Source organism: Vibrio sp. D54, from assembly GCF_021728075.1.
Taxonomy (GTDB): Bacteria; Pseudomonadota; Gammaproteobacteria; order Enterobacterales; family Vibrionaceae; genus Vibrio; species Vibrio alginolyticus.
On the sequence record NZ_JAKKCS010000011.1, the window covers coordinates 118,302 to 143,606 of the forward strand.

General features: G+C 45.0%; 19 protein-coding genes. 16 read left to right on the forward strand and 3 right to left on the reverse strand.

Annotated features, from left to right (window positions below; all coding sequences use genetic code 11):
* Positions 1 to 155 precede the first annotated feature (155 nt).
* From L3V37_RS15420 to L3V37_RS15430, 3 genes are all read left to right on the forward strand, one after another.
* The gene (locus L3V37_RS15420) at positions 156 to 1,607 is read left to right on the forward strand and encodes a sigma-54 dependent transcriptional regulator (RefSeq protein ID WP_064353911.1); all 1,452 of its coding nucleotides are present in this window, start codon (positions 156 to 158) and stop codon (positions 1,605 to 1,607) included.
* Positions 1,597 to 3,636 carry a cache domain-containing protein gene (locus tag L3V37_RS15425; RefSeq protein ID WP_237306555.1) on the forward strand — a complete coding sequence of 680 codons (2,040 nt, stop codon included), beginning with the start codon at positions 1,597 to 1,599 and terminating at the stop codon, positions 3,634 to 3,636. Before L3V37_RS15420 ends, L3V37_RS15425 begins: the two co-directional genes overlap by 11 nt.
* 217 nt (positions 3,637 to 3,853) lie before the next feature.
* Positions 3,854 to 5,446 (forward strand): ABC-F family ATPase, encoded by a 1,593-nt coding sequence (locus L3V37_RS15430; protein WP_025766654.1) that lies wholly within the window; start codon positions 3,854 to 3,856, stop codon positions 5,444 to 5,446.
* Positions 5,447 to 5,686: 240 nt separating this feature from the next.
* Here L3V37_RS15430 and L3V37_RS15435 read toward each other — a convergent pair whose 3' ends face one another.
* Entirely contained in the window at positions 5,687 to 6,511 is an 825-nt protein-coding gene (locus tag L3V37_RS15435) for a formate dehydrogenase accessory sulfurtransferase FdhD (RefSeq protein ID WP_237306556.1), read from the reverse strand.
* 325 nt (positions 6,512 to 6,836) lie between these two features.
* On the opposite strand from L3V37_RS15435, the gene L3V37_RS15440 reads away from it, so the two are divergent.
* From L3V37_RS15440 to L3V37_RS15495, 12 genes are all read left to right on the forward strand, one after another.
* Positions 6,837 to 7,301, forward strand: a complete 465-nt coding sequence (locus L3V37_RS15440) for a DUF3305 domain-containing protein (protein ID WP_005396177.1) — start codon at positions 6,837 to 6,839, stop codon at positions 7,299 to 7,301.
* Positions 7,291 to 7,920 carry a DUF3306 domain-containing protein gene (locus L3V37_RS15445; RefSeq protein WP_025788722.1) on the forward strand — a complete coding sequence of 210 codons (630 nt, stop codon included), beginning with the start codon at positions 7,291 to 7,293 and terminating at the stop codon, positions 7,918 to 7,920. The genes L3V37_RS15440 and L3V37_RS15445 overlap by 11 nt, the downstream gene beginning before the upstream one ends.
* 308 nt (positions 7,921 to 8,228) lie before the next feature.
* The gene (locus L3V37_RS15450) at positions 8,229 to 9,890 is read left to right on the forward strand and encodes a 4Fe-4S dicluster domain-containing protein (RefSeq protein ID WP_237306557.1); all 1,662 of its coding nucleotides are present in this window, start codon (positions 8,229 to 8,231) and stop codon (positions 9,888 to 9,890) included.
* A gap of 9 nt (positions 9,891 to 9,899) precedes the next feature.
* On the forward strand, positions 9,900 to 10,526 hold the full coding sequence (locus L3V37_RS15455) for a molecular chaperone (RefSeq protein WP_237306558.1): 627 nt from the start codon (positions 9,900 to 9,902) through the stop codon (positions 10,524 to 10,526).
* A 73-nt stretch (positions 10,527 to 10,599) separates the two neighbouring features.
* Entirely contained in the window at positions 10,600 to 10,800 is a 201-nt protein-coding gene (locus L3V37_RS15460; protein WP_005377542.1) for a twin-arginine translocation signal domain-containing protein, read from the forward strand.
* A gap of 10 nt (positions 10,801 to 10,810) precedes the next feature.
* The gene (locus L3V37_RS15465) at positions 10,811 to 13,666 is read left to right on the forward strand and encodes a formate dehydrogenase subunit alpha (protein WP_237306559.1); all 2,856 of its coding nucleotides are present in this window, start codon (positions 10,811 to 10,813) and stop codon (positions 13,664 to 13,666) included.
* An 11-nt stretch (positions 13,667 to 13,677) separates the two neighbouring features.
* Positions 13,678 to 14,286, forward strand: a complete 609-nt coding sequence (gene fdh3B / locus L3V37_RS15470) for a formate dehydrogenase FDH3 subunit beta (RefSeq protein WP_237306560.1) — start codon at positions 13,678 to 13,680, stop codon at positions 14,284 to 14,286.
* A 14-nt stretch (positions 14,287 to 14,300) separates the two neighbouring features.
* Positions 14,301 to 15,353 (forward strand): formate dehydrogenase subunit gamma, encoded by a 1,053-nt coding sequence (locus L3V37_RS15475; RefSeq protein WP_017448546.1) that lies wholly within the window; start codon positions 14,301 to 14,303, stop codon positions 15,351 to 15,353.
* Positions 15,337 to 15,753, forward strand: coding sequence for a hypothetical protein (locus tag L3V37_RS15480; protein ID WP_182019396.1), 417 nt, complete (start codon positions 15,337 to 15,339; stop codon positions 15,751 to 15,753). The genes L3V37_RS15475 and L3V37_RS15480 overlap by 17 nt, the downstream gene beginning before the upstream one ends.
* 422 nt (positions 15,754 to 16,175) lie before the next feature.
* On the forward strand, positions 16,176 to 20,561 hold the full coding sequence (locus tag L3V37_RS15485; protein WP_237306561.1) for an RHS repeat-associated core domain-containing protein: 4,386 nt from the start codon (positions 16,176 to 16,178) through the stop codon (positions 20,559 to 20,561).
* Between the two features lie 2 nt (positions 20,562 to 20,563).
* Positions 20,564 to 21,466, forward strand: coding sequence for an immunity 49 family protein (locus tag L3V37_RS15490; protein ID WP_237306562.1), 903 nt, complete (start codon positions 20,564 to 20,566; stop codon positions 21,464 to 21,466).
* A gap of 342 nt (positions 21,467 to 21,808) precedes the next feature.
* The gene (locus L3V37_RS15495) at positions 21,809 to 23,029 is read left to right on the forward strand and encodes an ammonium transporter (RefSeq protein ID WP_237306563.1); all 1,221 of its coding nucleotides are present in this window, start codon (positions 21,809 to 21,811) and stop codon (positions 23,027 to 23,029) included.
* 32 nt (positions 23,030 to 23,061) lie between these two features.
* On the opposite strand, the gene L3V37_RS15500 is transcribed toward L3V37_RS15495, so the two are convergent.
* Positions 23,062 to 23,235, reverse strand: a complete 174-nt coding sequence (locus L3V37_RS15500) for a hypothetical protein (RefSeq protein WP_165401620.1) — start codon at positions 23,233 to 23,235, stop codon at positions 23,062 to 23,064.
* A 118-nt stretch (positions 23,236 to 23,353) separates the two neighbouring features.
* Between L3V37_RS15500 and cobB the strand changes: the two genes are divergently transcribed.
* On the forward strand, positions 23,354 to 24,085 hold the full coding sequence (gene cobB / locus L3V37_RS15505) for a Sir2 family NAD+-dependent deacetylase (protein WP_237306564.1): 732 nt from the start codon (positions 23,354 to 23,356) through the stop codon (positions 24,083 to 24,085).
* Positions 24,086 to 24,161: 76 nt separating this feature from the next.
* Here cobB and L3V37_RS15510 read toward each other — a convergent pair whose 3' ends face one another.
* Entirely contained in the window at positions 24,162 to 25,199 is a 1,038-nt protein-coding gene (locus tag L3V37_RS15510) for an extracellular solute-binding protein (protein ID WP_005377521.1), read from the reverse strand.
* Positions 25,200 to 25,305 lie beyond the last annotated feature (106 nt).

The window sequence follows — 25,305 nt, forward strand, 5'->3', positions numbered from 1 at the left end:
CAACCTTTTACAAGCTTAAAGTGCTTGGTTTATGCACTAAATCATGGGGTTATTTGCATAAAAGTTTGCGTTGGTACAAAATGTCGCACTTTTTGTAGGGTATCTCTGTTTAAACTTGGTACACTCTGTCCCATCGAAATCCATCTGGGGTAAATATGTCTACTCAATCCCATCTTAGTACAAACCAACAATATAGCGCCTTTTCCGTACTGGTCGTCGATGATGAATTAGGCATGCAAGCCATCTTGAAAAAGGCATTGGGTAAGCTTTTTTCACATGTCGATACAGCTGGTAGCATCGAAGAAGCAGAACAACTGCGTAATTCTCGACATTATGATCTGATCTTACTGGATATTAATCTGCCAGGGCGTTCTGGAATTGAGTGGGAAGAAGCGTTTGAAGATGATGACAAACGTGCCGATGTGATTTTTATGACGGGTTATGCGGATTTAGAAATTGCCATTCGAGCGCTACAGCTCGGTGCTTCCGACTTTATCCTCAAACCATTCAACCTTGAGCAGATGTTAAAAGCGGTCAGTCGCTGTATGGATCGCCGTTTGAACGAACGCATGCAGTACGCCATGACACGCGATTACCAACGTCACAATACCTCAGAGATCATCGGCGGCTCAGAAAAAACGCGTCTGCTTAAGCAACTTATTAACCAATTTGCACCATCACGCGCTTCTGTTTTGGTGGAAGGTGAGTCGGGTACGGGTAAAGAACTAGTTGCACGAGGTATCCACCAGGCGAGTGGGCGAACGGGCCCGTTTGTGCCAATCAACTGCGGCGCGATTGCACCAGAGCTTTTAGAAAGTGAGTTGTTTGGTCATACATCGGGCGCGTTTACCGGTGCAAAAAAATCGCGTGAAGGTTTGTTCCGTGTTGCGAACGGTGGCACCTTATTTCTTGACGAAATCGGGGAGATGCCACTTGCAATGCAGGCATCATTATTACGTGTGTTAGAGCAGCGTACGATTCGCCCTGTCGGTTCAGAAAGAGAGATCAGTATTGATGTCCGTATCGTAGCGGCAACCAACCGAAATCTGCAAGAAGAGGTCAATCAAGGTAATTTCCGCAGTGACCTCTATTACCGTTTAAACGTTCTGAAAATTGAAGTGTGTCCGCTGCGAGAGCGCAAAACCGACTTATTTGAGTTGGTGCCATTTTTCAGCAACATGCTGACGCGCGAGCTCGGTATGCCTGCGCCAAAATGGGCTCACGAGGACATGGAAGCCATGAGTGAGTACGATTGGCCGGGAAACATTCGTGAACTGAAAAACTTGATTGAGCGTTGTATCTTGCTTGGCAAACCACCTGCACACTATTGGCGAGAGCTAAATGGCGGGCATTCACTACCTAATGTGTCGATTACTGTTTCTCACTCTGCTGAGTTACCAACCTTTAGAGAAGGCAAAGAATTTACTGGCGAAGGCTATCCAAACAGCTGGACGTTAAAAGAAGTCGAGAAAGCACATATTAAACAAGTCGTTAACTTGCATGAAGGCAATAAGTCTGCTGCTGCTCGTGACTTGGGCGTAGCTCGCAAGACCTTAGAACGTAAGTACAAAGAATGGGATTCTGAGGGTGAGGAATATGCCGACTAACGGCCCACAGCACAAAGGATTGTCAAAATGGACGCACCGTTTTAAAACCATGGTGCGTTATCGCTTATTATTCTTAACCTCTGCGCCGATTTTCCTCACATTGTTAGCTCTGATCGGCATTACCATTTATTGGTCTATTCATTACACGTGGCAAAATGCGCTGCTTGATGTCTCGGAACGTCTTGGTGTTGCAAATAACAGTGTAACGTTGTTACAGCAAAAGCAAGCCAATTACGTGCGGGCGTTTGCCGATTCGTACGATTTCCGTATTCGCATTAATCAAGGAACGCCACAAGGTGACCTGCAAAAGTGGGTCACAGAGCAGAAGAAAAGATATGCTTTAGATTTTCTCTCTTTCCAACGCGTTAATTCCATGGAAAACAAATTCCGCTTTATGGATCTCACCAAGCGCGAATCGTTTTTTGATGTACTCAATAAAGAAGAACTCGAACGCCTCGATCCTGAACTCGCCAAACGAGCAGAAGTGCCTATTCTTGCTGATGGTGACAGGGAGGTGCGTGGGTTAGTCAGTCGGACCGTGATTCCGGTATACAGCCAAGCGAACGATTTGATCGGCTTTCTTGATGGTGGTTTGCTCCTTAACAACAGCACAGTGCTGGTGGATCAAATCCGCGATCTCATTTACTTAAGTGATAACGACCGCCTTCGCCCTGTGGGTACGTTGACGGTATTTCTCGATGATTTGCGTGTGAGCACCAACGTTCCTCTAGACAGCGATCATAGACTAGGGCGCGCTATAGGCACTCGCGTGAGCGCCGAAGTGTATAACCAAGTACTTTCTAAGGGTGAACAGTGGGTTGATCGCGCTTATGTGTATGACGCTTGGTATATTACGGCGTATCAACCGATCAAAGACCAATACGACAATGTTATTGGTATGCTTTATACTGGTTACCTCATGTGGCCATTCGTTAAAGCCTACATGACGAACATTGCCGAAATCAGCTTGATTACGGTTATGTTATTGCTGGTTTCCGGCGTGATGGTATATCGCGGTTCTTATGATCTGTTTCGACCGATCGAACGCATTCATAAAGTGGTGAAGCAGGTCCAACAAGGTAAAGAAAAACGGATTGGCCCGTTAGGATTAGATGCCGATCATGAACTTGCGCAGTTAGCCAGACAGTTTGATGATATGTTAGACGCGCTAGAAGAGCGCAAAATTGAATTGAAAAACTCCGCAACTCAACTTGAATGCAAAGTTCAAGAGCGTACGGCAAGCCTGAGAGAAAAAACCCAAGATCTTGAACTGCATATTCAATTGCTCAACCAAACCCGCGACAAACTCGTTGTTCATGAAAAACTGGCAGCACTGGGAGAACTCACCGCGGGGATTGCTCACGAAATTAATAACCCAACCGCCGTGATTCTTGGCAACGTAGAATTGATCCATTTTGAATTGGGTGACGATGCAAGTCGAGTACAAGAAGAAATTGATGCGATTCACGCGCAAATTGATCGTATCCGCAATATCACACGCAGTTTATTGCAATACAGTCGCCAAGGCGGTGTTCAAGATGAAATCACTTGGCAACATGTCAATCCTATCATTGATGAAAGCATCACCTTGGTTAAAACTGGCACCAAGAAACGCGACGTTGAGTTTGTGACTGACCTACAAGCGCATACGTCCGTTGAGATAAACCGTCACCACTTGCTACAAATCTTAGTTAATTTGCAAATGAACGCCATTCACGCAATGAGCGGTAAAGGCACGTTAACCGTAGTCAGTGAAGACTGGATTGAAGAGGGCGAAGTGAAAGGAGCCGCGATTCATGTTATCGATGAGGGCTGCGGTATTAAACCAGAAAACTTGAGTCGAATCTTCTCGCCATTTTACACAACTAAACGAGAAGGCACAGGGTTAGGGCTATCGGTCTCCCAAAGTATTCTCAGCCAAACGGGTGGTGAGTTAAAAGCAGAGTCTGAATGGGGAAAAGGCAGTAAATTCAGTATTTATTTACCTAAAAAAGCCGAACTGATCCTAGAGGTGACGAATATCGCTTAGTCACTTGTTGTAAGCATTACGGAAGAAAGAGCCAGTTATAATACTGGCTCTTTTTTGTATTCAATGACGCATTTGTGCTTGAGCTTTTTGCTTTGAAGAAGCACTGCGATGGTTTCACTAGCGATGAATTAATAAAAACAACACTTGCAGTATGTAGCATGAACAAGTACCGTTGCCCGGTTTTTCTAAATACACCCCAATTGCTAAGGTAAAGGTTTTGATCTCCACAGCGAATATTACTCAACAATTCGGCGCTAAGCCGCTATTCGAAAACATTTCAGTTAAGTTCGGCGAAGGCAATCGCTATGGCTTAATTGGAGCTAACGGTTGTGGTAAATCAACCTTTATGAAGATCCTCAGCGGCGAGCTTGAGCAAACCAGTGGTAACGTAAGCTACGATCCAAACGAGCGCGTTGCAAAACTGAACCAGGACCAGTTCGCTTACGAAGAATTTACGGTAATCGATACCGTCATCATGGGCCATAAAGAGCTATGGGAAGTGAAGAAAGAGCGTGACCGCATCTACTCACTTGCTGAGATGAGCGAAGAAGACGGCATGAAAGTGGCTGACTTAGAAGTTCAGTTTGCTGAAATGGACGGCTACATGGCAGAAGCCAAAGCGGGCGAGCTTCTTCTTGCTGTAGGTATCCCAATGGAGCAACACTTCGGTCTAATGAGTGAAGTAGCACCAGGCTGGAAACTTCGTGTGCTTCTAGCGCAGGTTCTATTCGCAGACCCAGATGTGATGCTTCTTGACGAACCTACCAACAACTTGGACATGGACACAATTCGTTGGTTGGAAGATACGCTAAACGCGCGTAACTGCACAATGATCATCATTTCGCACGACCGTCACTTCCTAAACTCAGTATGTACACACATGGCTGACTTGGACTACGGTGAGCTACGCGTTTACCCTGGTAACTACGACGAGTACATGACGGCGGCTTCTCAAGCTCGCGAACGTCTACTAAACGACAACGCGAAGAAGAAAGCACAAATCGCTGAGCTACAAACTTTCGTTGCGCGTTTCTCTGCAAACGCATCGAAAGCAAAACAAGCGACATCTCGTGCGAAGCAAATCGACAAGATCAAACTGGACGAAGTGAAAGCGTCTAGTCGTCAAAACCCATTCATTCGTTTTGAACAGTCTAAAGAGCTGTTCCGTAACGCTCTGATTGTAGAAAACCTGAGCCAAGGTTTTGAAGAGGACTTGTTCTCAGACTTCAATGCAATTTTTGAAGTGGGAGAGCGCGTTGCTATCATCGGTGAAAATGGTGTGGGTAAAACAACACTTCTAAACACGCTTGCTGGTGTACTTGAACCGCGTGCTGGTGAGTTCAAATGGTCTGAAAATGCAAACATCGGTTACTACGCGCAAGACCACGCGCATGACTTTGCAGAAGATATGAATCTAACGGATTGGATGGGTCAATGGCGTCAAGAAGGTGATGACGAGCAAGTCGTTCGTGGTTTCCTTGGTCGTATGCTGTTTGGTCAAGATGACATTAAGAAGTCAGTAAAAGTACTGTCTGGTGGTGAGCAAGGTCGTATGCTGCTTGGTAAGCTAATGATGCACAAGCCAAACATGCTGCTAATGGACGAACCAACCAACCACATGGACATGGAATCAATTGAATCTTTGAACACGGCGCTTGAGCAATACAAAGGCACGTTGTTCTTCGTATCTCACGACCGTGTATTCGTAGACTCGCTAGCAACGCGTATTATCGAAATCCGCGATGGCAAGATCACGGACTTCAAAGGCACGTACTCTGAGTTCCTAAAATCTCGTGGCGTTGACGCGTAATAACTCGCAAAGCGTTTAAAAAGCAAAAGCCTCGCTATTTAGCGAGGCTTTTTTGATATTTGGCCTTAATCCTTAAACTGACCGGTTATATACGCATAGATCCCGACCACGCCAAAGGTAATAATCATAGAAAGCATGATACCGCTGGGCGTAAGCAGAAAATTCCACAATTGGTCATTATTCATAGTCCACATCCTCTGTGAATCCGCATTATTGGTTTTAGTTTACACTGAAAAGGTGTTATTGGTTGCCTTTTACATCAAATTCAACCTTGTTGGCTCCTGTAAACACTTGGAAGCGCAAACCTTTCGCACGCGCAATGGTCGTAATACCAAATTGCTTCGCTAGATCTAACCCCATTTGAGTAACGCCAGAGCGAGAAAGCAGAACAGGAATGCCCATTTGAGCCACTTTAATCACCATCTCTGATGTAAGGCGACCAGTTGTGTAGAAAATTTTATCTTCACCTGTCTCTTCTTTGAGCCACATCTCACCTGCAAGTGTATCCACTGCGTTGTGACGGCCGACATCTTCCACAAATGACAACACCTCATTCCCTTTGCAAACCGCACAGCCGTGTACTGCGCCCGCTTTTTTGTAGGTGTCGTTGTAATGGGTTAACGCTTCCAGCGCAGAATAAATTTCTGACTGCTTAAGAGAAACTTGAGGCACTTGATAATTTTCAAGCTGCTTCATCACGTTGCCATACATAGTGCCTTGGCCACAACCTGAGGTGACGGTTTTCTTTTTCAGGGCGCCTTCTAAGTGTTCAGTGTTTTCTTTAGTAATCACCGCTGCGGAATGCGTTTCCCAGTCAATAATAACGGATTCAATCGCGGCTGGATCGGACAGGAAGCTTTGGTTTTTTAAATAACCGAGTACTAGTGCTTCTGGACGCGAACCTAGCGTCATGAGTGTGACCACTTCTTTCCAGTTCAGCATGACCGTAAGAGGACGCTCGCACGCGATTTGCTTCGTGAGCTTTTCGCCGTACTCGTCGTACACATCGACTTCAATGGTTTGCATGGGATTTTCACTGGTTTTAATAATATTTGGTTTCAGCACAGTCGTGTCCTAGTGATTAAGAGCGTTAGGTTGCTACGCATTTAGCTTGCTAAGTGGTTAGCAAAGCAAATCTCGTTCCAAAATAGCGGTTCCCACAAAAATTGCGAGGTTTTATGTCAACAATGCATTAAAACTGCGAGTTCGCAGTAATGACACATCCGTACATTTGAGTTTCGGCTAGTTTGGTACTTATAGCCAGAGGACATGAATAGGCTAAGCTTTATTAGTGTGGCTCGTTTATTGCTTATAAGTCAATAAAATGGTCGAAAGTAAGGTCAAGGTGTCCTGATTGCTTTCAGACCAAAATAGAAAAACTGGGTGAGTTATGTCGGATAAGAAAGATTTCGAGAACAATTACGAGAAGACTGAAGACGCATGGCCAATTGGCGTAGAGCTTGTTGAGCATGAGATCAGTACAGGGATTTGGGTGACAACCCAATGGCAGTTGACGGGATTTGCGCTAAATCCGACGGAAGAGACTCCAGATGTTTGTCTGTTGCAATTGCACAAAGACGAGCGTACAGACTACCGCTTTAACTTAAGCTCTCAGCAACCTAAACTTTTTTTAGTGATGGATAACGTCGAGTCTGGTGAAAAACCAGCGATACAGCTACTAACGGCTTCACAATCTGTCGCGGCGCAATATATGGATGGCGACAACCTTGTACTATCCAACGATATGCCGTTAGCCGTTCAGGCTTGGATGGAAGCCTTCATCGGTCGTCACGGTGAGTTGTTAGAAGTAAGACGTAAGAAACGCAAAGGAGCGGGCAGAGCAAATGGCAACTAGTTTTTTAAGCCGTTGGTCGAAACGTAAATTAGAAGAATCTTCCCAACAGGATGAAGAGATCACACCGGTAGCAGAGACGGAGCAATCCGAAGATAGTGTCACAGCGCTTTCAAACGCTGACGAAAGCTCAGACGCTTTGAACGTCAATGAGGTTAGTCAGGCTCCAGACATTACCGCGAATGTAGAGACTGAAAAGCCCGAAGAAATGTCTGTGGCGCAACTGCTGGTTTCTGAAGCTTCAGAAAGCGTTAAGAAAGCCGCGCTGCGCAAAATGTTCTTGTCCGAAGAATTTAACGTGCGTGATGGCCTAGACGATTACGATGATGATTACAGTAACTTAAAGTCACTTTCTAAAGACGTCGCAGAGACGCTACGTGATTGGGTTAAAGAAAAAGTGGAAGAAGAACCAGACGCTGCAACGACGCAAGGATCTGAACTTAACGCTGACGATATCGCATCTGAAGTGGTTGAAGACGCAGAACCAAACGCCGAAAAAAGTGCCGGAATTACCCAAGATGAAAATGAACTGTATATAAATACAGTGCCTGGTGAAGGTGATACTTTTGCTGAGGAATCACCGCCTAACGAGGTGAGACAAAATATACCACACAAAGAATAGGTACATTTTGACTAAACACTCAATGAACCGGCTGGGACAAAATGTCTCAACCGGTTTTTTTATCCCTACTATTTGTCGGTAAAATATCTAAGTGATTGAATTTTAATTGATATTTTGTTGGCATGACATTTGCTATTTGTTGCTCAATACCAATCTGGTTGAAGTTAGCACGGACGCACTGCGTAGTATTCATCGCCTATAGATGGCGGAATAAGAACGCTCATTGATAAGTTAATCAGCAGAATCTCCGGCGCTAACTACACTAAGAGATGGAAAAGACTATCCATGTTCATAAATGGAATTGAGCAATGCTGAAACAATTATTAGAACAAGCAACTTCCAATAACGGTAAAGCGAGGCTGTACGCTTTCGAAAATACCGTAGAGTTGACCAATCTTATTCCACCAACCGTAAGCTATGAAAGCGGCGGTAATACTTTGATTGTGGGCCCAACGGCAATCATCGAAAGTGCGGCAGCGCAATTGTCGCAAATGAACAGCCTAACGCTGCTTTCTACCGATGGCGAAAAGGGAACAAATCCCGAGCTTTACTACGCCAATTCGGTTCAGGTTTCAGGGTTCTTAGGTACGTTTGAAGTTCTGATTGAAAATCATGGTTCGACCAACAATCTTGCCAAGGTCGCGATCAATAGCGATTGTTTCGATATCGTACTCGATCTTTGCCTAAACAGCTGCATGTCGGAAGAAGTACCAGTACCGGGCTACTACCCAGTTGGTCGTGGCTATCCGAAACTGGTTGAAGCGTTGGAAGAAATTCCAACCTTGATGGGGACGTTCGATAAACCGAAATTCTTCCGTTTAGATACCGATCTATGTGCACACAGCTCTCGTGGCGTAAAAGGTTGCGAACGTTGTGTGGATGCTTGTCCGGCAGGGGCACTATCGAGTGAAGGCAGCGACAAAACGGGCCATCGCATCGAGATCAACCCATACCTATGTCAAGGCGTGGGTACTTGTGCTACAGCGTGTCCGACAGAAGCGATTCATTACGCACTGCCAAACCCTGAAGATACGCAAAAGTTTATTGAACGTACGCTAGCTAACTATGAGCAAGCGGGTGGTTTAGATCCTATCGTATTGATTTGTAGTTCTCGCCACGAGAGCTACAACGTGATGGCACTAAAAGCACTGCCAGATAATGTGATTCCAATTGTGGTGGAAGAACTGCCTTCGGTTGGTATTGATACTTGGTTCGCCGCGCTTGTGAATGGTGCTACTCAGGTGCTGTTTGCGGCTTCACGTTTTATGCCTCAAACCATTATTCGTGTGCTTAATAGCGAAGTAGGTATTGCTCAAGAGCTGATCGGCCAGCTTGGTATCGCCAAAGAAACCATCGACATTCTGTATCTAGAGTCACTACGTGAAGGTGCTCCGACACTTTGTACTGAGTCCTTTGATTTGGCATTAGGTGATTTGCAAGGTAACAAACGTCAGCGTCTATTTACGGCGTTGGATGCGTTGTCCGCATCACGTATTCCAGTTGAGAACATTGTTGAACTTCCAGCGAACGCACCTTACGGCACAGTCTCTTGTGAAAGTAAAGGTTGTACGTTGTGTATGAGCTGTGTGGCGGTGTGTCCAACACGTGCATTGCATACGGACGGTCGATCACCGTCGCTTAAATTCGTCGAGCAAGACTGCATTCAATGTGGGCTGTGCGAGAAAGCGTGTCCAGAGAAAGTGCTGACGCTTACTCCTCGTATGAACTGGGTGAAAGAAGAACGCCAGAAAGCGGTTGTGATTCATGAAGAAAAGGCAGCCGAGTGCATTCGTTGTCACAAGCCCTTTGCTCCGCAATCGATGATCGACATGCTACAAAACAAGTTACGCGGTCACTCTCATTTCTCTGATGAAGCGGCGATCAATCGTATCGCGATGTGTGAAGACTGCCGTGTGATCGACATGTTTGAGTCGATGGCAGAAGACCCAATGAAACAATTGAAATACTAGGAGCTCGCAGTGGACACACAACAAGAACAAACACTGAGAACAGACATTTATCTCGTTCTATCTGCACTTTTTCGTAGTGCGCCTAGTCATGAAATGCTGGCGTTCCTGAAATCGCTAGAAATTGAACCGTCTGAGAGCGCGATGCAAAAAGCTTGGCTCGCACTGCAACAAGCCGCGAACGAAGCGCAGCGAGAAGCGTTAGAAGAAGAATATCAAGATCTGTTTATTGGCATTGGACGTGGTGAAGTTGTGCCATTCGGATCTTGGCATCGCACTGGCTCGATGATGGAAAAACCGTTAGCGGAAATTCGTCGCGATTTGGATCTTTTAGGCATCGAACGAGAAGAGAACGTGAAAGAGCCTGAAGACCATATTTCTGCACTGTGCGAAGTGATGGCAATGCTGACAGGTGAAGAGGAAGAACTTCAACAAGCGGTGTTTAACAAACACATTGCTCCTTGGTTCCAATCTTTTACGCGCCAACTAGAGAGCGCCGAAAGCGTGAACTTCTACAAGCCAGCTGCACAGCTTTGCGATGCATTTTTAACGTTAGAGCAAGTCCGCTTTAGCGTGAACACCAAAAGCAGTAAGAACAAATTAAAAATTGATGTGAAAAACGTCACTGATTACGAGTAATCGAGCAGTACTTGGTCATATCGATAGAGAGGCATGAGTCTCCAAAGATCTACCGTAAGGTAAGGAAGCAATGATGAAAGATAATAAAGAAATAAACACAAGCCGTAGGGATCTCCTAAAAGGCTTCACAACCGCTGCCGTTGCCGGTGCTGTTGTTGCGGGAACCACGAAAGTGGCCGTTGCTTCAGAAACGGTTGAGCCTTCTGAAAACGACGTGAAGAAGAAAGGGTATCGTGAAACTCAACACATTCGCGATTACTACGACACACTTTAGGAGATAACGGATGAAACTTGTCAAACGCTCCGACAGTGTGAGCAAAGAAACGAACCAGCTTGGCGTATCTCGTCGTGCATTCATGAAAAACACTTCGCTTGCCGCTGGTGGCGCAGTGGTTGGTGCTAGTCTATTCGCACCGGGAATGATGAAAAAAGCGCAAGCAAAATCAGTCGATCCAGAAGCGAAAACAGAAATAAAACGTACTATCTGTTCTCACTGTTCAGTGGGTTGTGGTATTTACGCAGAAGTTCAAAATGGTGTTTGGACGGGTCAAGAGCCTGCATTCGACCACCCATTTAACGCCGGTGGTCACTGTGCAAAAGGCGCAGCACTGCGTGAACATGGTCACGGTGAGCGTCGTCTAAAATACCCAATGAAGCTTGAAAACGGGAAGTGGAAAAAGCTTTCTTGGGATCAAGCGATCGAAGAAATCGGTAACAAGGTGATGGACATCCGTAAAGAGTCCGGCCCTGATTCGGTTTACTTCTTGGGAAGCGCAAAGCACAGCAACGAACAAGCGTACTTGTTCCGCAAAATGGCATCACTTTGGGGTACGAACAACGTTGACCACCAAGCGCGTATTTGTCACTCAACAACCGTGGCGGGTGTAGCGAACACTTGGGGTTACGGTGCGATGACCAACTCTTTCAATGACATGCACAACTGTAAGTCGATGCTATTCATTGGTTCAAACCCAGCTGAAGCACACCCAGTAGCGATGCAGCACATTCTGATCGCAAAAGAGAAGAACAACTGTAAGATCGTCGTAGCGGATCCTCGCCGTACGCGTACTGCTGCGAAATCAGATCACTACGTTTCTCTTCGTCCAGGTTCTGACGTAGCATTTATTTGGGGTGTGTTGTGGCACATCTTCGAAAACCAATGGGAAGATAAAGAGTTCATCCGTCAACGTGTATTCGGTATGGATGAGATCCGTGCTGAAGTGGCGAAGTGGACGCCAGCAGAAGTAGAGCGCGTAACAGGCGTAAGCGAAGAAGACGTTTACCAAACAGCAAAACTGCTTTCTGAAAATCGCCCGGGCTGTATTGTTTGGTGTATGGGTGGTACTCAGCATACTACTGGTAACAACAACACACGCGCTTACTGTGTGCTTGAGCTAGCGCTTGGTAACATTGGTAAATCAGGCGGCGGCGCAAACATCTTCCGTGGTCACGATAACGTACAAGGCGCAACCGACCTTGGCGTACTTTCTGACACGCTACCTGGCTACTACGGCCTTTCTGAAGGCGCTTGGCGTCATTGGTCAAAAGTGTGGGAAATCGATTACGAATGGATCAAAGGTCGTTTCGATGACAACGCTTACAGCGGTCAGAAACCAATGCACAGTGCAGGTATTCCTGTATCTCGTTGGGTTGATGGTGTACTGGAAAACAAAGACAACATTCGTCAACGCGAAAACATCCGTGCAATGTTCTACTGGGGACACGCAGTGAACTCTCAAACACGTGGTGTTGAGATGAAAAAAGCGATGCAGAAGTTGGACATGATGGTGATTGTGGACCCATACCCAACGGTTGCTGCGGTAATGAACGACCGTACCGACGGCGTTTACCTGCTTCCTGCAACAACACAGTTTGAAACACACGGCAGCGTTACCGCATCTAACCGCTCTCTACAATGGCGTGATCAGGTGATTGAACCTTTGTTTGAATCAAAACCAGACCACGAAATCATGTACCTGCTTTCGAAGAAACTGGGCTATTCCGATCTTCTGTTCAAAAACATCCGTGTTGAAAATAACCAGCCGGTGATTGAAGACCTAACGCGTGAATTCAACAAAGGCATGTGGACGATTGGTTACACAGGCCAAAGCCCAGAGCGTTTGAAAGCGCACCAACAAAACTGGCATACGTTCCACAAAACCACATTGGAAGCGGAAGGTGGCCCTGTCAACGGTGAAACCTACGGTCTACCTTGGCCATGTTGGGGTACACCGGAAATGAAACACCCAGGCACGCACATTCTGTACGATACGTCTAAGACGGTTGCAGAAGGTGGCGGTAACTTCCGTACGCGCTTTGGTGTGGAATTTGAAGGCAAGAGCCTTCTTGCAGAAGACAGTTATTCGAAAGGCTGTGAAATCAAAGACGGTTACCCAGAGTTCACTGACAAGTTGTTGAAACAACTTGGTTGGTGGGACGACTTAACTGCAGAAGAGAAAGTGGCAGCAGAGGGTAAAAACTGGAAAACAGATCTTTCTGGCGGTATTCAGCGTGTCGCGATCAAGCACGGTTGTATCCCATTTGGTAACGCGAAAGCGCGTGCGATTGTTTGGACGTTCCCAGACCGCGTACCACTGCATCGTGAACCACTTTACACACCACGTCGTGACCTTGTAACGGATTACCCAACTTGGGATGACAAAGATGCAATCTTCCGTGTTCCTACGTTGTATAAATCAATTCAAGAGCAAGACAAATCGGGCGAGTACCCAATCGTTCTGACTTCTGGCCGTCTGGTTGAATACGAAGGTGGTGGTGAAGAGACGCGTTCAAACCCATGGCTTGCCGAGCTTCAACAAGAAATGTTTGTCGAAGTGAACCCAAAAGACGCGAACGATCTTGGCTTTAGAGATGGTGATGATGTTTGGGTTGAAGGTGCAGAGAAGGGACGCATCAAAGTGAAAGCGATGGTTACACGTCGTGTGAAACCTGGCTTGGCGTTCATTCCGTTCCACTTTGGCGGTAAGTTCGAAGGTGAAGACCTACGCCCTAAATACCCAGAAGGCACTCAACCTTATGTTGTTGGCGAAGCCGCCAACACGGCAACCACTTACGGTTACGACCCTGTTACTTTGATGCAGGAAACCAAAGTAACCCTATGTAACATTCGTAAAGCGTAAGGAGTCTGACAATGGCACGAATGAAATTCCTATGTGACACCAAACGCTGTATCGAGTGTAACGGCTGTGTTACTGCATGTAAGAACGAAAACGACGATGCGCTTGAATGGGGCATCCAACGTCGTCGCGTTGTGACACTTAATGACGGTGAACCGGGTGAAAACTCGATCTCTGTTGCTTGTATGCATTGTACAGATGCGCCTTGTATGGCGGTTTGTCCAGCTGACTGTTTCGAGCATACAGAAGACGGCATCATACTTCACAATAAAGATCTGTGCATCGGCTGTGGTTACTGCTTGTTTGCTTGTCCGTTTGGCGCTCCGCAGTTCCCGAAACAAGAAGCGTTCGGTGAACGTGGCAAAATGGACAAATGTACATTCTGCGCAGGCGGTCCAAACACTGAACCAGGTTCAGAAGAAGAACGCCAAAAATATGGTGCGAACCGTATCGCAGAAGGCAAACTACCGATGTGTGCATCGCTATGTTCAACAAAAGCACTACTTGCGGGTGACGCAGAGAAAGTCTCTGATATTTTCCGCCAACGTGTGGTAGAGCGCGGCGCGAAAAACGCAGGTTGGACAGACGGAAACGATCTTTCTTACGATGCGACGAAAAGCTAAGTAAGGAGAGGCACATGTTAAACACTCTTAAACGTGCGTCTCTAGCAATGCTGTCAATGATGACGGCATTGCTGCTGACTTTCGCAATGCCTGCTTCAGCAGAGGGGCAATCTTCTAAAGTGGTTCAACAGGAGATAACGCAACTTGCAGGTGCAGATTATTGGCGTGAAGTCAGAGAGGGGCAAGAAGGTTATACCACGTCTAAATCGCCAGAACATGGCGTATTAATCAGTAAACCTGGTGAGACTTGGTACATTCTAAAAGAGAAATGGATGTCTCCTGCTGGTGCTGTCGCGATTTTCGGCAGTATCGCGATGGTTATCATGGCTTACGTATTTGTTGGCCCTTTGATGCTAAGTAAGCCTCGTACAGGCAAAAAGATGAAGCGCTGGTCTCGCTTGGATCGCGCTCTCCACTGGAGTATGGCGTTTACATTCTTAACGCTTGCATTTAGTGGTTTGATGCTGGTTTACGGTAAACACTTTTTAAAACCGTATGTTCCTACCGAGTTTTGGGGCTTTATCGTCATGTTGGCGAAGCAATACCACAACTACATGGGGCCACTGTTCTTCATTTTACTGATGTTTGTACTCTTGAAATGGTGGCGCAAGTCGATTCCAAACATGACGGATATTCGTTGGTTCATGAAAATGGGCGGCATGGTTGGTAAGCACAAAGGAACGCATCCATCGGCAGGGTTCTCAAACGGTGGTGAGAAAGCCATCTACTGGTTGTTGATTTTCTTTGGCGCTATTGTCGCGGTAAGTGGTTTAGTTTTGGATTTCCCAATCTTTGGGCAAACTCGCCGAGATATGGAACTTTCTAACCTAGTTCATGCCATTTCAGCCCTGATTCTGATCTGTGGCTTTATTTTCCACATCTATATCGGTCTATTCGGTATGGAAGGTGCGTTAGAAGGCATGGTGACTGGTGAAGTCGATGAAACATGGGCGAAAGAGCATCACGATCTTTGGTATGAAGAAGTGAAGTCTAAAGAAGCGATGGGCGAAACAGAATCAAAACCAACGACAGAGAAAGGAGCGAAAGCGAATGAACAAACATCATAACGGGATTTGGATTGCGTATATCCTGAGTTGTTTTACCCCGTTTACGTTTTTGATCTCAGGCGTTATCGCAATTATCTATGCGGGTTACCGTTTGGATAAGGGGGAAGACAGCGACGTAGTGATTTCTCATTACTACGGTCTGATTCGTACCTTCTTCCTCTACCTGACGTTTTTTGTGGTGCTGATTGTCACCGTAGCGACTTCTAATGGTGTACTCGTTGGCGTGAGTGATTATTGGTTGCATAGTACTTTACTTGAAACCATCGCTTACTTTATTCCTTGGGTAGGGATGGTGTTTGCTGCATTAGCCATCTTGGTGTGGTTTATGCGAATGTTTCAAGGGATGCAGCAACTGCGGAATAACCAACCACACAGACCATCGACAGGTCCAAACCTTTAATCAATATTCTTTAAGCAAAACCGCCGTAACAGGCGGTTTTTTGTTGCTGTTTTGTCTCAAATATGAAGCACTTAGTCGCAGGGGTGATACTTGATGCAACTTATTGAGTGAATTTACGTAACTGGGCAGGAAATCATAGTTAAGTAAGAAACATGTAAAAAAATCGCGTCACGATGAGACATTAGTCTCACTCACGCTATTGTTCATTTACTCAGGATTCATCGTCCCGTTAAAGTACGCTGCGCTCAGAAATTCAAAGAGTTGCATACGTGAAAATTGCCATCAATACATTCAGTCTACGCATACAGAGGAATCTCTATCGGAGGATGTTTGATTAAGGCATCTTGCTCTCACAAATAAAAAGAGCGAAACGAGCATTAAATGATGCGGCAAGGTAAGAAAAGGACAAACACGTTACGGCTATGATCCCTCAATTCGTCATTCCTATCACGAATCGCTTTGGCGAAAGCTATCACTTTTCAGGTCAGTTACTTACTAGCGGCGAACCTAAAACATTCGTGACCAAACAAGAGGCAATAGAGTTTCTTGAGAGCTTTGGTGAGCTTGACCTTCGCTCTGTCGAAGACTTGTTCTATTTGATTGGTCAATTCAAGCCAAACATACCTGACGGTGAGCTTACTTCCCAACACTATAATTCAACGTTTGCCAATGCTTTGGTGAACGGTGACTTGCATGTTGCTCGAATTGTACCGACCGGAGAAAACTACGCACTCTCCTCTGCGGTTACGCCTCCACCGACTCAAAATACCGTCAATGCAAAACCATCGAAGGGAAAGGGGAAGTCGAATAAAAAGAGTGGCAGAAGTGCCGCATCCGCCAAGCCTCAGCAACAAAGCAGCGAAAAACATGAGAAAGCCGGGGATCCTGTATCACTTGTGACGGGTGAAGAAATTCTCGAACTCTATGATATCGAGCTACAACAAGGTACTACTTGGCAGCGTACTTACCGCTCTTCGCAGTCGGATGTAAATCATGGAATGGGCTTTGGTTGGCGACATGCATTTCAGTTTGAATTACGCGAAAAGACGAACGAGAAAGACAATGTTATCGCTTGGGAGTTTGTTGACGATAAGGCCGATATCACAGAATTTGAGCCAGTAGATATTGGAGCAACAAGTTATCAAATATACGCTGGTGCGAGCTGTTATTTCCTGAGCTCAACAACTCGGATTGTAACGCTCGCTAATGGGCATCAATATCGATTTGAACAGAAAGATGATCGTTGGCTTGTTAAACAAGTCAGAAATGGCACGTTTTCAACGTTTCAACTGCAGTATTCTCGAAACCATCGATTGATCGAGATTTCATACAACAAGCGTCCGGTTCTTGAATGTCAATATGATAAGCAAGGACGCCTTGTAGAACTGCTTAATGCAAAGTCCCAAAAAGTTCTGACAACTTATACCTATGATGAGCACGATGATTTGGTCAGTGCAACTAATCATTTGGGCTTGAAGGAACAGTATCAATACCGCGGCCATTTAATTGTTAAGCGTATACGACCAACTGGCTTTACTCATTATTTTGAATGGGATGGCGAAGGTGCTAACGCGAAATGCATCAGGAACGTTGGGGACGCAGGAATTTATGACTATCGCTTCCATTATCAGGGAAATCATTCTTCTTATTCTGACTCGTTAGATCATCAATGGTCTTTCTTGCATGACGAGCAGGGTAACTTACTCGAGAAAATAAGCCCCACAGGTAGAACTTGGCGATGGCAATATGATGAATTAGGACGAAAAGCACAAGCTATCTATCCTGATCAGTCAACGGTCAATTATCAATATAATCAGCATGGTCAATTAGTTTCTAAGTTTCATTCCTCTGGCAAAGAAATTCAATATAGTTATGACGGCTTAGGTAAGTTAGTTAAAACGGTTTCACCTGACGGGGATATCGAGAAGGCTTACTACAATAGCCTCGGTCAAAGAGTTTGGGATACCGATCAGTTCGGCTGTGTCACGGAATATGATTACGATAAACACGGTCAAGTCGTCAAAAAAGAGTCTGAAGATGGTAAGAAAAGTCAGTGGTGGTGGGATGAACAACAAAGACTTATCGCGAATGAAATAGACGGTACATTACTTCGTTACAGCTACAACGAAGAAGATCTAGTGAATGGCGTCGCTTATCCCGATGGGTGTATTGCTCAACTCGCTTATGATCAATTCGGCAGGCGTACATCAGTTCGTTATTTTAACGACGAAGACAAAGTCGGTTATAGCGAAGAATATTCTTACGATGAGCACAGTCGTGTTGCTCAGATTCGGACGCCAGCAGGCATTACCTCGTATCAATGGGGAGCACTCGCGCAACAAGAAGCAGTCATCTTTCCCGATGGCAGCCATATTTCTTACGAATACGATCAACAACGTAACCTGACTAAATTAGTTCGGAGTGACGGCTTAGAGTTCGAATTCCTGTATGACGATGAAGGCCAGCTATCAGGAACTATTGGGTTTGATAATCTACAAAGCCAATTTGATTATGACGATATGGGGCGGATCCATCGTAAGCAAGTCGCCGATAGGACCGTGCTGTACCGCTATGACGCTGCGGGTTATCTCAAGCACGTCAAAGCAGGAAATGCTAGCAGTATTGTAGAGCACCACTTCAATTATACGCTTAGTGGGCGACTTACTTTCGCATCCAATCGCCATCAAACACTGCAATACCAATACTCTTCATTCGGGCATTTAACAAAGCGCATTCAAGGTCAGTTTGAGATAGCGCAGGAGTTTAACAGAGTTGGCCAACGCGTATCTCAGGTACTGCCAGATAATACGGAGCTGAACTTCTCTTATGATCGATATGGGCGTTTTTCAGCGATTCGGTTTGGAAACCTAGATTTACCTCAAATCAAATTTCATTACGATGAAATGGGACGAGTTTCCCAAATTGAAACGGCACATTTTAATGAGCGCATCATTTATGATGGTGTTGGTCGTTTGGTCGAACAACATTGGCCTGATAGAGAGAAAAAGTACGTTTACAATGCGCAAAACCGTATTTCATCAATCATTGATAATACGGCAGGAGCAACACACTATCAGTACGATGCCTTAGGGCAACTGAAACGAGTCAATGCTTCCGGAGAAGTGACTAAATTTGAATACGATAGTTTTGGCAATCCTACTTTGCCATCTTCAGAGGTATTCGCTGATCGTATTGAAGTACACGATGATGTCCGGTTCAAATATGACGCGCAAGGAAACCAGACAAAACGTGAGGGGCAAGGACATGTTCAGACTCGCGTATTTGATGCGTTAAATCAGCTCATTGAAGTTCACACCGACGATGGCATCAGTCAATATGAATATGATGCATTAGGGCGCAGGACGAAGAAAATTACACAACAAGGCGTTACGGAGTTCTTGTGGGAAGGGGAACGTTTAATTGGTGAACGCTCTTCAGGTGCTTTCCGATGGTACCTATATCAACCAGAAACCTACACGCCAGTGGCACTGCTAGAAAACGACGTTATTTATTGGTACCAGTGTGATCAAGTTGGTAAACCAGAGCGGCTGATCGATTGCGAAGGGAATGTTGTATGGAGTGCCAGTTACGATGCTCACGGCTTTGCTCATGTACATATTGAAAATGTAGCAAATCCACTGCGTTTTCAAGGGCAGTACTTCGATCAAGAAACCGACTTACACTACAACCTCGCTCGGTATTACGATCCTAAGCTAGGACGCTTTATCCAACAAGATCCGATATCTATTGCTGGTGGTATTAATCATTACCAATATGCAGTCAACCCTATCCAGTGGATTGATCCAACAGGTTTCCTTTGTGAAGAAGGGCTAAAACGCTTGGGTCAAATGTTGGCAGAGTATCAGGCGCAAAGCGATGTCCCCCAAGAGGTTTGCGATCAGATTTTAGAGGCAGCAAAAGAATCATCCGTCGGAGAAGATGGCGTTCGCTCGCAAGTCAAAATCCGAAAACCCAAAGGTAAAAATCATATTCGATATGAATACGATTTAGACCATATTGATTGCGAAAGAAACGAGATTACTTTTTATCGTCATATCAATCATTCAGATGGCAGCCGACACGAAGTGCAGTATGTTGTTGGGATTGAGGAGTTTGTCAATGCGCATGTTTTTGACTCAGAGAAAGTTGGCGGGGAAGAAGGTTGCACGATCTTTACTGAAGATCTTGTGCTGAATAAAGCTGAGTATAAAGAAAACTCAGAACTCAATACGAGTGGTTATGAGCTAACAGAAAGAAACAAAGCAAAAATTGATGAATGTTTGAAAGAGCGTCAAAAGGCTATGGACGCTCGAACTGGCGAAGAGGGATATAACGCTCAAATCGGCAATATTAACCAACAGTCTGCAAAAATTGGTGAGTTGGCCGCGGATGACTTTGTTCGAAATAAATGTCCCAATGCTAAGTTGCTTCATCCCAAAAATATTGGAACTTCAATTTCGAAGCCGGGCGACTTTGACATGGTTTACGAGGTGGAAGAGCCACCACCAGGTGAAATTATCATTGTTGAGGCCAAAGGGGGGAGCAGCCCGCTGGGTAGCCGTAAGATTGGAAACGAGGCATATCAGCAAGGTACAAGTAAATATGCGGCGGAAATAGTTAAGTTAATGTCGAAAAATATAGAAGGAACGACGGAAAAAGTAGCTGCCGACGAAATTCAATACGCCGCTTTATCCGGCAGACCTATTCGATATATACATACTCAAGCAAGCATCCCTGAAAGTGGAAAGGCCTCGGACTTAAAACTAGAAGTGGCAGAGTTTAAAATTAATTCCAAAGGATTAAAGTAAAAATGCAAAGTAATGAATCGATCAAGATCGTAGAGCGCAAAGCAAATCCTGAACTTGACGCACAAGCCATTGCGAGTAAAAAAAAATTTATAAACAGGGTCCTAGATAACAGAAAAGAAGGTCTTAAAGTCAGGAGGGAAAATCTAATCAGTCTTGGTGATTTTGCCATCGACCAGGTTCGCTGGTATACCTGGTTCCAAACCTCACATGAAGATGAACAAATATGTACCTTGCGTCTTTATGAAACTTCTCTAATGGGCGCTTGTTATCATCGGCTTACTATGTTTCCGAATGAGTCATTAACTATTAAGATACTCGGTTACCCAGAAGTGACATGGGATGGTGAAGGTATCTTAGAGATGGGCTTCATTTGTCCTTCAATGTGGCTGGATACCTATTTTACCTCTGTAATCGTCCGTGACAAAGCTAGTATGGATGTGTTGGCAAACTTTCCGATTTCTTTGATGAGACAGAGTTCTACCAAAGCGGGTGAGCTGTCTTATATGCTGGTGGATGTGATTCAGTCTTTCCATAACCGTACAGCAGACTACCCTGATAAATTGGTGGCCGCGATGGACACGGCAGTTGCTCAGGGTGATGATTGGGCGTTAGAAATTGCCATGGGTATTTTGGAAACTTTTGCCGCCCTGACAACCGACATCGGTTATGATTTCGAAGATGTACTCATTAAGAACCTTCAGTTCCAAGAGCAATACCAAATGAGGCTCGATAAGCCAGAGGACTTGATTTCTATAGAAACTTTCATCTCTTTCCCTCTACTTGGTATGGCTTGTATGTGGTACGACAAAGGCAACCGTCTATCTATTGAAACTGGTTGGCTTCCCCCATATCTCGTTGAAGGACGTTGGCTAGAAGATGTAAAAGCAGGGAAGATCACTCGATAAACTCCTTTAGTTAGCCATTCAGTATAAAAGCCACCTCTCATGAGGTGGCTTTTATGTTTATGGTGGGGAGTTTGCTGCTTGTTGAGCTATATGGTGCGCATTATGTTGGTGCACTAAAACCACATTGGTGCATTTATTAGCGTGTTAAGCACCATTTCAAGAATGCATAATTTTATTAAAGTTCATACAAAACAATAAATTAAAGTGTAAGTGTTAGAAATGTAAATTATGGAATGAGAATTGCTCTGTTAGACGCTCTATAAACTAAGTTCACCAAATTGGTGATGAGCCTAACTTTGATGCACAGGATAAGTGCGCTACAGATCAACGGAGACAATCATAATGAGTGTAACTGCCAATCAGGTACACGGCGCTGTACAAACTCTCACGCAAAGTTCCGACACACTTTTCTTACTACTTGGCGCAATCATGGTTTTTTTGATGCATGCTGGTTTCGCTTTCCTTGAAGTAGGAACCGTGCGCCAAAAGAACCAAGTTAATGCTTTAGTTAAGATATTGGCCGATTTCGGTATTTCCGCCATTGCGTATTTTTTCATTGGATACTGGGTCGCTTATGGCGGCACCTTCTTTGCTGATGCAGAGACGTTATCTCAAGGCAATGGTTACGAGTTGGTGAAGTTCTTTTTCTTGCTGACCTTCGCTGCAGCGATTCCTGCTATTGTTTCTGGTGGTATCGCAGAGCGAGCTCGTTTTTATCCGATTCTAATCGCAACATTTTTCACTGTCGGCATCGTATACCCGTTATTTGAGGGAATGATCTGGAACGGAAACTTTGGTGTTCAAGCTTGGTTTGAAAATAGCTTTGGTTATGGCTTCCACGATTTTGCAGGTTCAGTCGTTGTGCATGGTGTTGGCGGCTGGATAGCGCTTGTTGCCGTCGTGTTTTTGGGCATGAGAAAAGGCAGAGTTCGAGCAGGAAAGCACACCAACTTTGCACCTTCGAATATTCCGTTTTTGGCTTTGGGAGCTTGGGTCTTATGTGTGGGGTGGTTTGGCTTCAACGTCATGTCAGCTCAAACTGTGTCAGGCATAAGTGGCTTGGTGGCTATGAACTCATTGATGGCAATGGTCGGGGGCATTGTCGCGTCACTGTTGGCTGGTAAGAATGACCCTGGCTTTATTCATAACGGCCCACTAGCTGGCTTGGTTGCTGTATGTGCGGGCTCAGACTTAATGCATCCTATCGGTGCTTTAGTGACAGGTGCGATTGCTGGCGTGCTATTTGTTTATCTTTTTACCCACCTACAAAACAAAACCAAGATTGATGATGTGCTAGGTGTCTGGCCTTTACACGGTGTATGTGGCGCTTGGGGTGGTATTGCCGCTGGGATTTTTGGTCAAAGCGCATTGGGTGGGCTAGGGGGCGTGAGTATTATCGTTCAGCTTCTAGGAACGCTTTTGGGCCTTTCCATCGCAGTGCTTGGTGCACTTGTAGTCTACGGTGCGATTAATACCAGTATGGGACTGAGGCTTTCAGAAGAAGACGAATTCAATGGCGCTGACCTAGCCATTCATAAAATATCTTCGACCAACGAGGATTGAGGCCAATATGGGAGCGGCATAAAGCCGCTCTTTTAGCAATTGCCTTTCTTGGCTTGGCCAGGAGGACAGAAATTACCATTACCTCGATGGTCATCATCATTGGTGCTGACTCTTACCTTTACATCATCGACTTCGCCTTCAACATTGGTAAGTTGACAGCCTGCCAAAGTCATAAGCAATATAAACGCTAGAGATACTTGTCTCATTGCTGTTCCTCTTAAATTGTAATTCTAATAGTGACCATTACGACTATGGTCTAATCCATATTACTACTGTTGCTATTCTTTCAGTGTTAAGCTAATGAAAAAACAGCAAGGATGAGTTATGAATTTCCCTTATAGAAATATTGTAGTACTTACTGGTGCAGGTATCTCGGCCGAATCTGGTATTCAAACATTTCGTGCGCAAGATGGCCTATGGGAGAATCACCGTATCGAAGATGTAGCAACGCCTGAAGGGTTTGCTCGCGATCCGGACCTTGTTCAAGATTTTTACAACCAACGCCGCAAGAGACTTCAAGATAATGCGATAAAGCCTAATGCAGCGCATGAAGCATTGGGTCGTTTAGAGGCTGAGTTAGAAGGTAAAGTGACGGTCATCACTCAAAATATAGACAACCTTCACGAAAGAGGCGGCAGTCAGAATGTGATTCACATGCATGGTGAGTTGCTCAAGGCCCGCTGTAGTGAATCTAACCAAGTAGTAGAGCACAATGAGGACATTAAGACCGACGAGCTTTGTCACTGTTGTCAGATCCCTTCACAAATGCGACCACATATTGTTTGGTTTGGTGAAATGCCACTGCGAATGGGTGATATCTACGCGTCATTAGAAGAAGCAGATTTGTTTATTTCTATTGGGACTTCTGGCGTTGTGTATCCCGCAGCAGGTTTTGTTCATGATGCAAAAATGCACGGCGCACATACCATTGAAATTAACCTAGAACCTAGTGCGGTAGAAAGTGAATTTGAGGAAAAACGCTACGGAAAAGCAAGCGTTGAGGTTCCAAAATTAGTTGACGAGATACTGGCTCTAGAAGGAAAAGAAAGAGCGTAATAACTTCAACAGGAAGAGTTTTAAGAACAAAAAAGCGGCTCATGAGCCGCTTTTTCATATCTTTAAAACTAACGAATTAGTTGTTCACTTTTAGCTTTTGGAAGTACTCATCGTACATTACGCTCGCTTCGCCAACTTCATCTTGCCAAGTACCGCTGTCCATCACTTCTTGTGGTGGGAAGATGCTTGGATCATTAGCAAATTCTTTCGGTAGCAGATCGTGTGCCGTTTTAACTGGCGTAGGATAACCAATCTCAAGTGCAATCTTAGCTGCGTTCTCAGGACGTAGTAGGAAATCGATCATCTTATGAGCTGCGTCAACGTTCTTCGCACCAGCTGGAATTGCTAGGCTGTCCATCCAGAAGATAGTGCCTTTTTCTGGCCAGATGATGTCGATGTTCGCGCCTTCTTGACGAGCCATGTATGCAGAACCGTTCCAAAGCATGCCTAGTGAAACTTCACCCGCAAGGTAAGGGTTTGCAGGAAAGTCTGAGTTAAATACTAATACGTTTGGCATTAGCTTTTTCAGTTCTTCGTAAGCGGCTTTGATTTCTTCTGGGTTAGTCGTGTTTGGTGAGTAACCAAGCTTAGTCAATGCAATGTGGAATACTTCGCGAGAATCATCCATCAGCATTAGTTGACCTTCCCACTTGCTATCCCAGAAATCATCCCATTTAGAAACCGATGACTTGTCTAGCATGTCAGCATTGATACCAATACCGGTCGCACCCCAAATGTATGGGATAGAGTAGTTGTTGTTCGGATCGAACGGTTTGTTTAGGAAGTTAGTATCAAGATCGGCAAAATGAGATAATTTCTCTTTGTCGATCTGTTGTAGCATGCCTTCTTTACGCATTTTAGAGACGAAATAGGTAGACGGTACTACCAAGTCGTAACCAGAACCTTGAGTTTTTAGTTTTGCGTACATACTCTCGTTAGATTCGTATGTAGAGTAAATAACTTTGATTCCGGTTTCTTTTGTAAAGTCTTCAAGAACTTCGTTTGGAATGTATTCCGACCAGTTGTAGAAATACAGTTCTTGATCAGCAGCCATTGCAGGGGTAGCGATGAGCGTCGCTGCACATAGAGCGCTTGCGTAGAATTTACTTTTCATTTGTTTTCCGTTTTGTTTCGCGATTGGACAAGTCAATACTAGCTGGAGTTATCAAGTTGAGCCAAATCGCAGTAAGCACAAATCTGTTTATTTAGCTTGAATATCG

Bases quoted from the DNA above. Each gene is read 5' to 3' on its own strand.
- L3V37_RS15420 (WP_064353911.1), top strand. From the start codon at position 156: ATGTCTACTCAATCCCATCTTAGTACAAACCAACAATATAGCGCCTTT.
- L3V37_RS15425 (WP_237306555.1), top strand. From the start codon at position 1,597: ATGCCGACTAACGGCCCACAGCACAAAGGATTGTCAAAATGGACGCAC.
- L3V37_RS15440 (WP_005396177.1), top strand. From the start codon at position 6,837: ATGTCGGATAAGAAAGATTTCGAGAACAATTACGAGAAGACTGAAGAC.
- L3V37_RS15445 (WP_025788722.1), top strand. From the start codon at position 7,291: ATGGCAACTAGTTTTTTAAGCCGTTGGTCGAAACGTAAATTAGAAGAA.
- L3V37_RS15450 (WP_237306557.1), top strand. From the start codon at position 8,229: ATGCTGAAACAATTATTAGAACAAGCAACTTCCAATAACGGTAAAGCG.
- L3V37_RS15460 (WP_005377542.1), top strand. From the start codon at position 10,600: ATGAAAGATAATAAAGAAATAAACACAAGCCGTAGGGATCTCCTAAAA.
- L3V37_RS15465 (WP_237306559.1), top strand. From the start codon at position 10,811: ATGAAACTTGTCAAACGCTCCGACAGTGTGAGCAAAGAAACGAACCAG.
- fdh3B (WP_237306560.1), top strand. From the start codon at position 13,678: ATGGCACGAATGAAATTCCTATGTGACACCAAACGCTGTATCGAGTGT.
- L3V37_RS15475 (WP_017448546.1), top strand. From the start codon at position 14,301: ATGTTAAACACTCTTAAACGTGCGTCTCTAGCAATGCTGTCAATGATG.
- L3V37_RS15480 (WP_182019396.1), top strand. From the start codon at position 15,337: ATGAACAAACATCATAACGGGATTTGGATTGCGTATATCCTGAGTTGT.
- L3V37_RS15485 (WP_237306561.1), top strand. From the start codon at position 16,176: ATGATCCCTCAATTCGTCATTCCTATCACGAATCGCTTTGGCGAAAGC.
- L3V37_RS15490 (WP_237306562.1), top strand. From the start codon at position 20,564: ATGCAAAGTAATGAATCGATCAAGATCGTAGAGCGCAAAGCAAATCCT.
- L3V37_RS15495 (WP_237306563.1), top strand. From the start codon at position 21,809: ATGAGTGTAACTGCCAATCAGGTACACGGCGCTGTACAAACTCTCACG.
- L3V37_RS15500 (WP_165401620.1), bottom strand. From the start codon at position 23,235: ATGAGACAAGTATCTCTAGCGTTTATATTGCTTATGACTTTGGCAGGC.
- cobB (WP_237306564.1), top strand. From the start codon at position 23,354: ATGAATTTCCCTTATAGAAATATTGTAGTACTTACTGGTGCAGGTATC.
- L3V37_RS15510 (WP_005377521.1), bottom strand. From the start codon at position 25,199: ATGAAAAGTAAATTCTACGCAAGCGCTCTATGTGCAGCGACGCTCATC.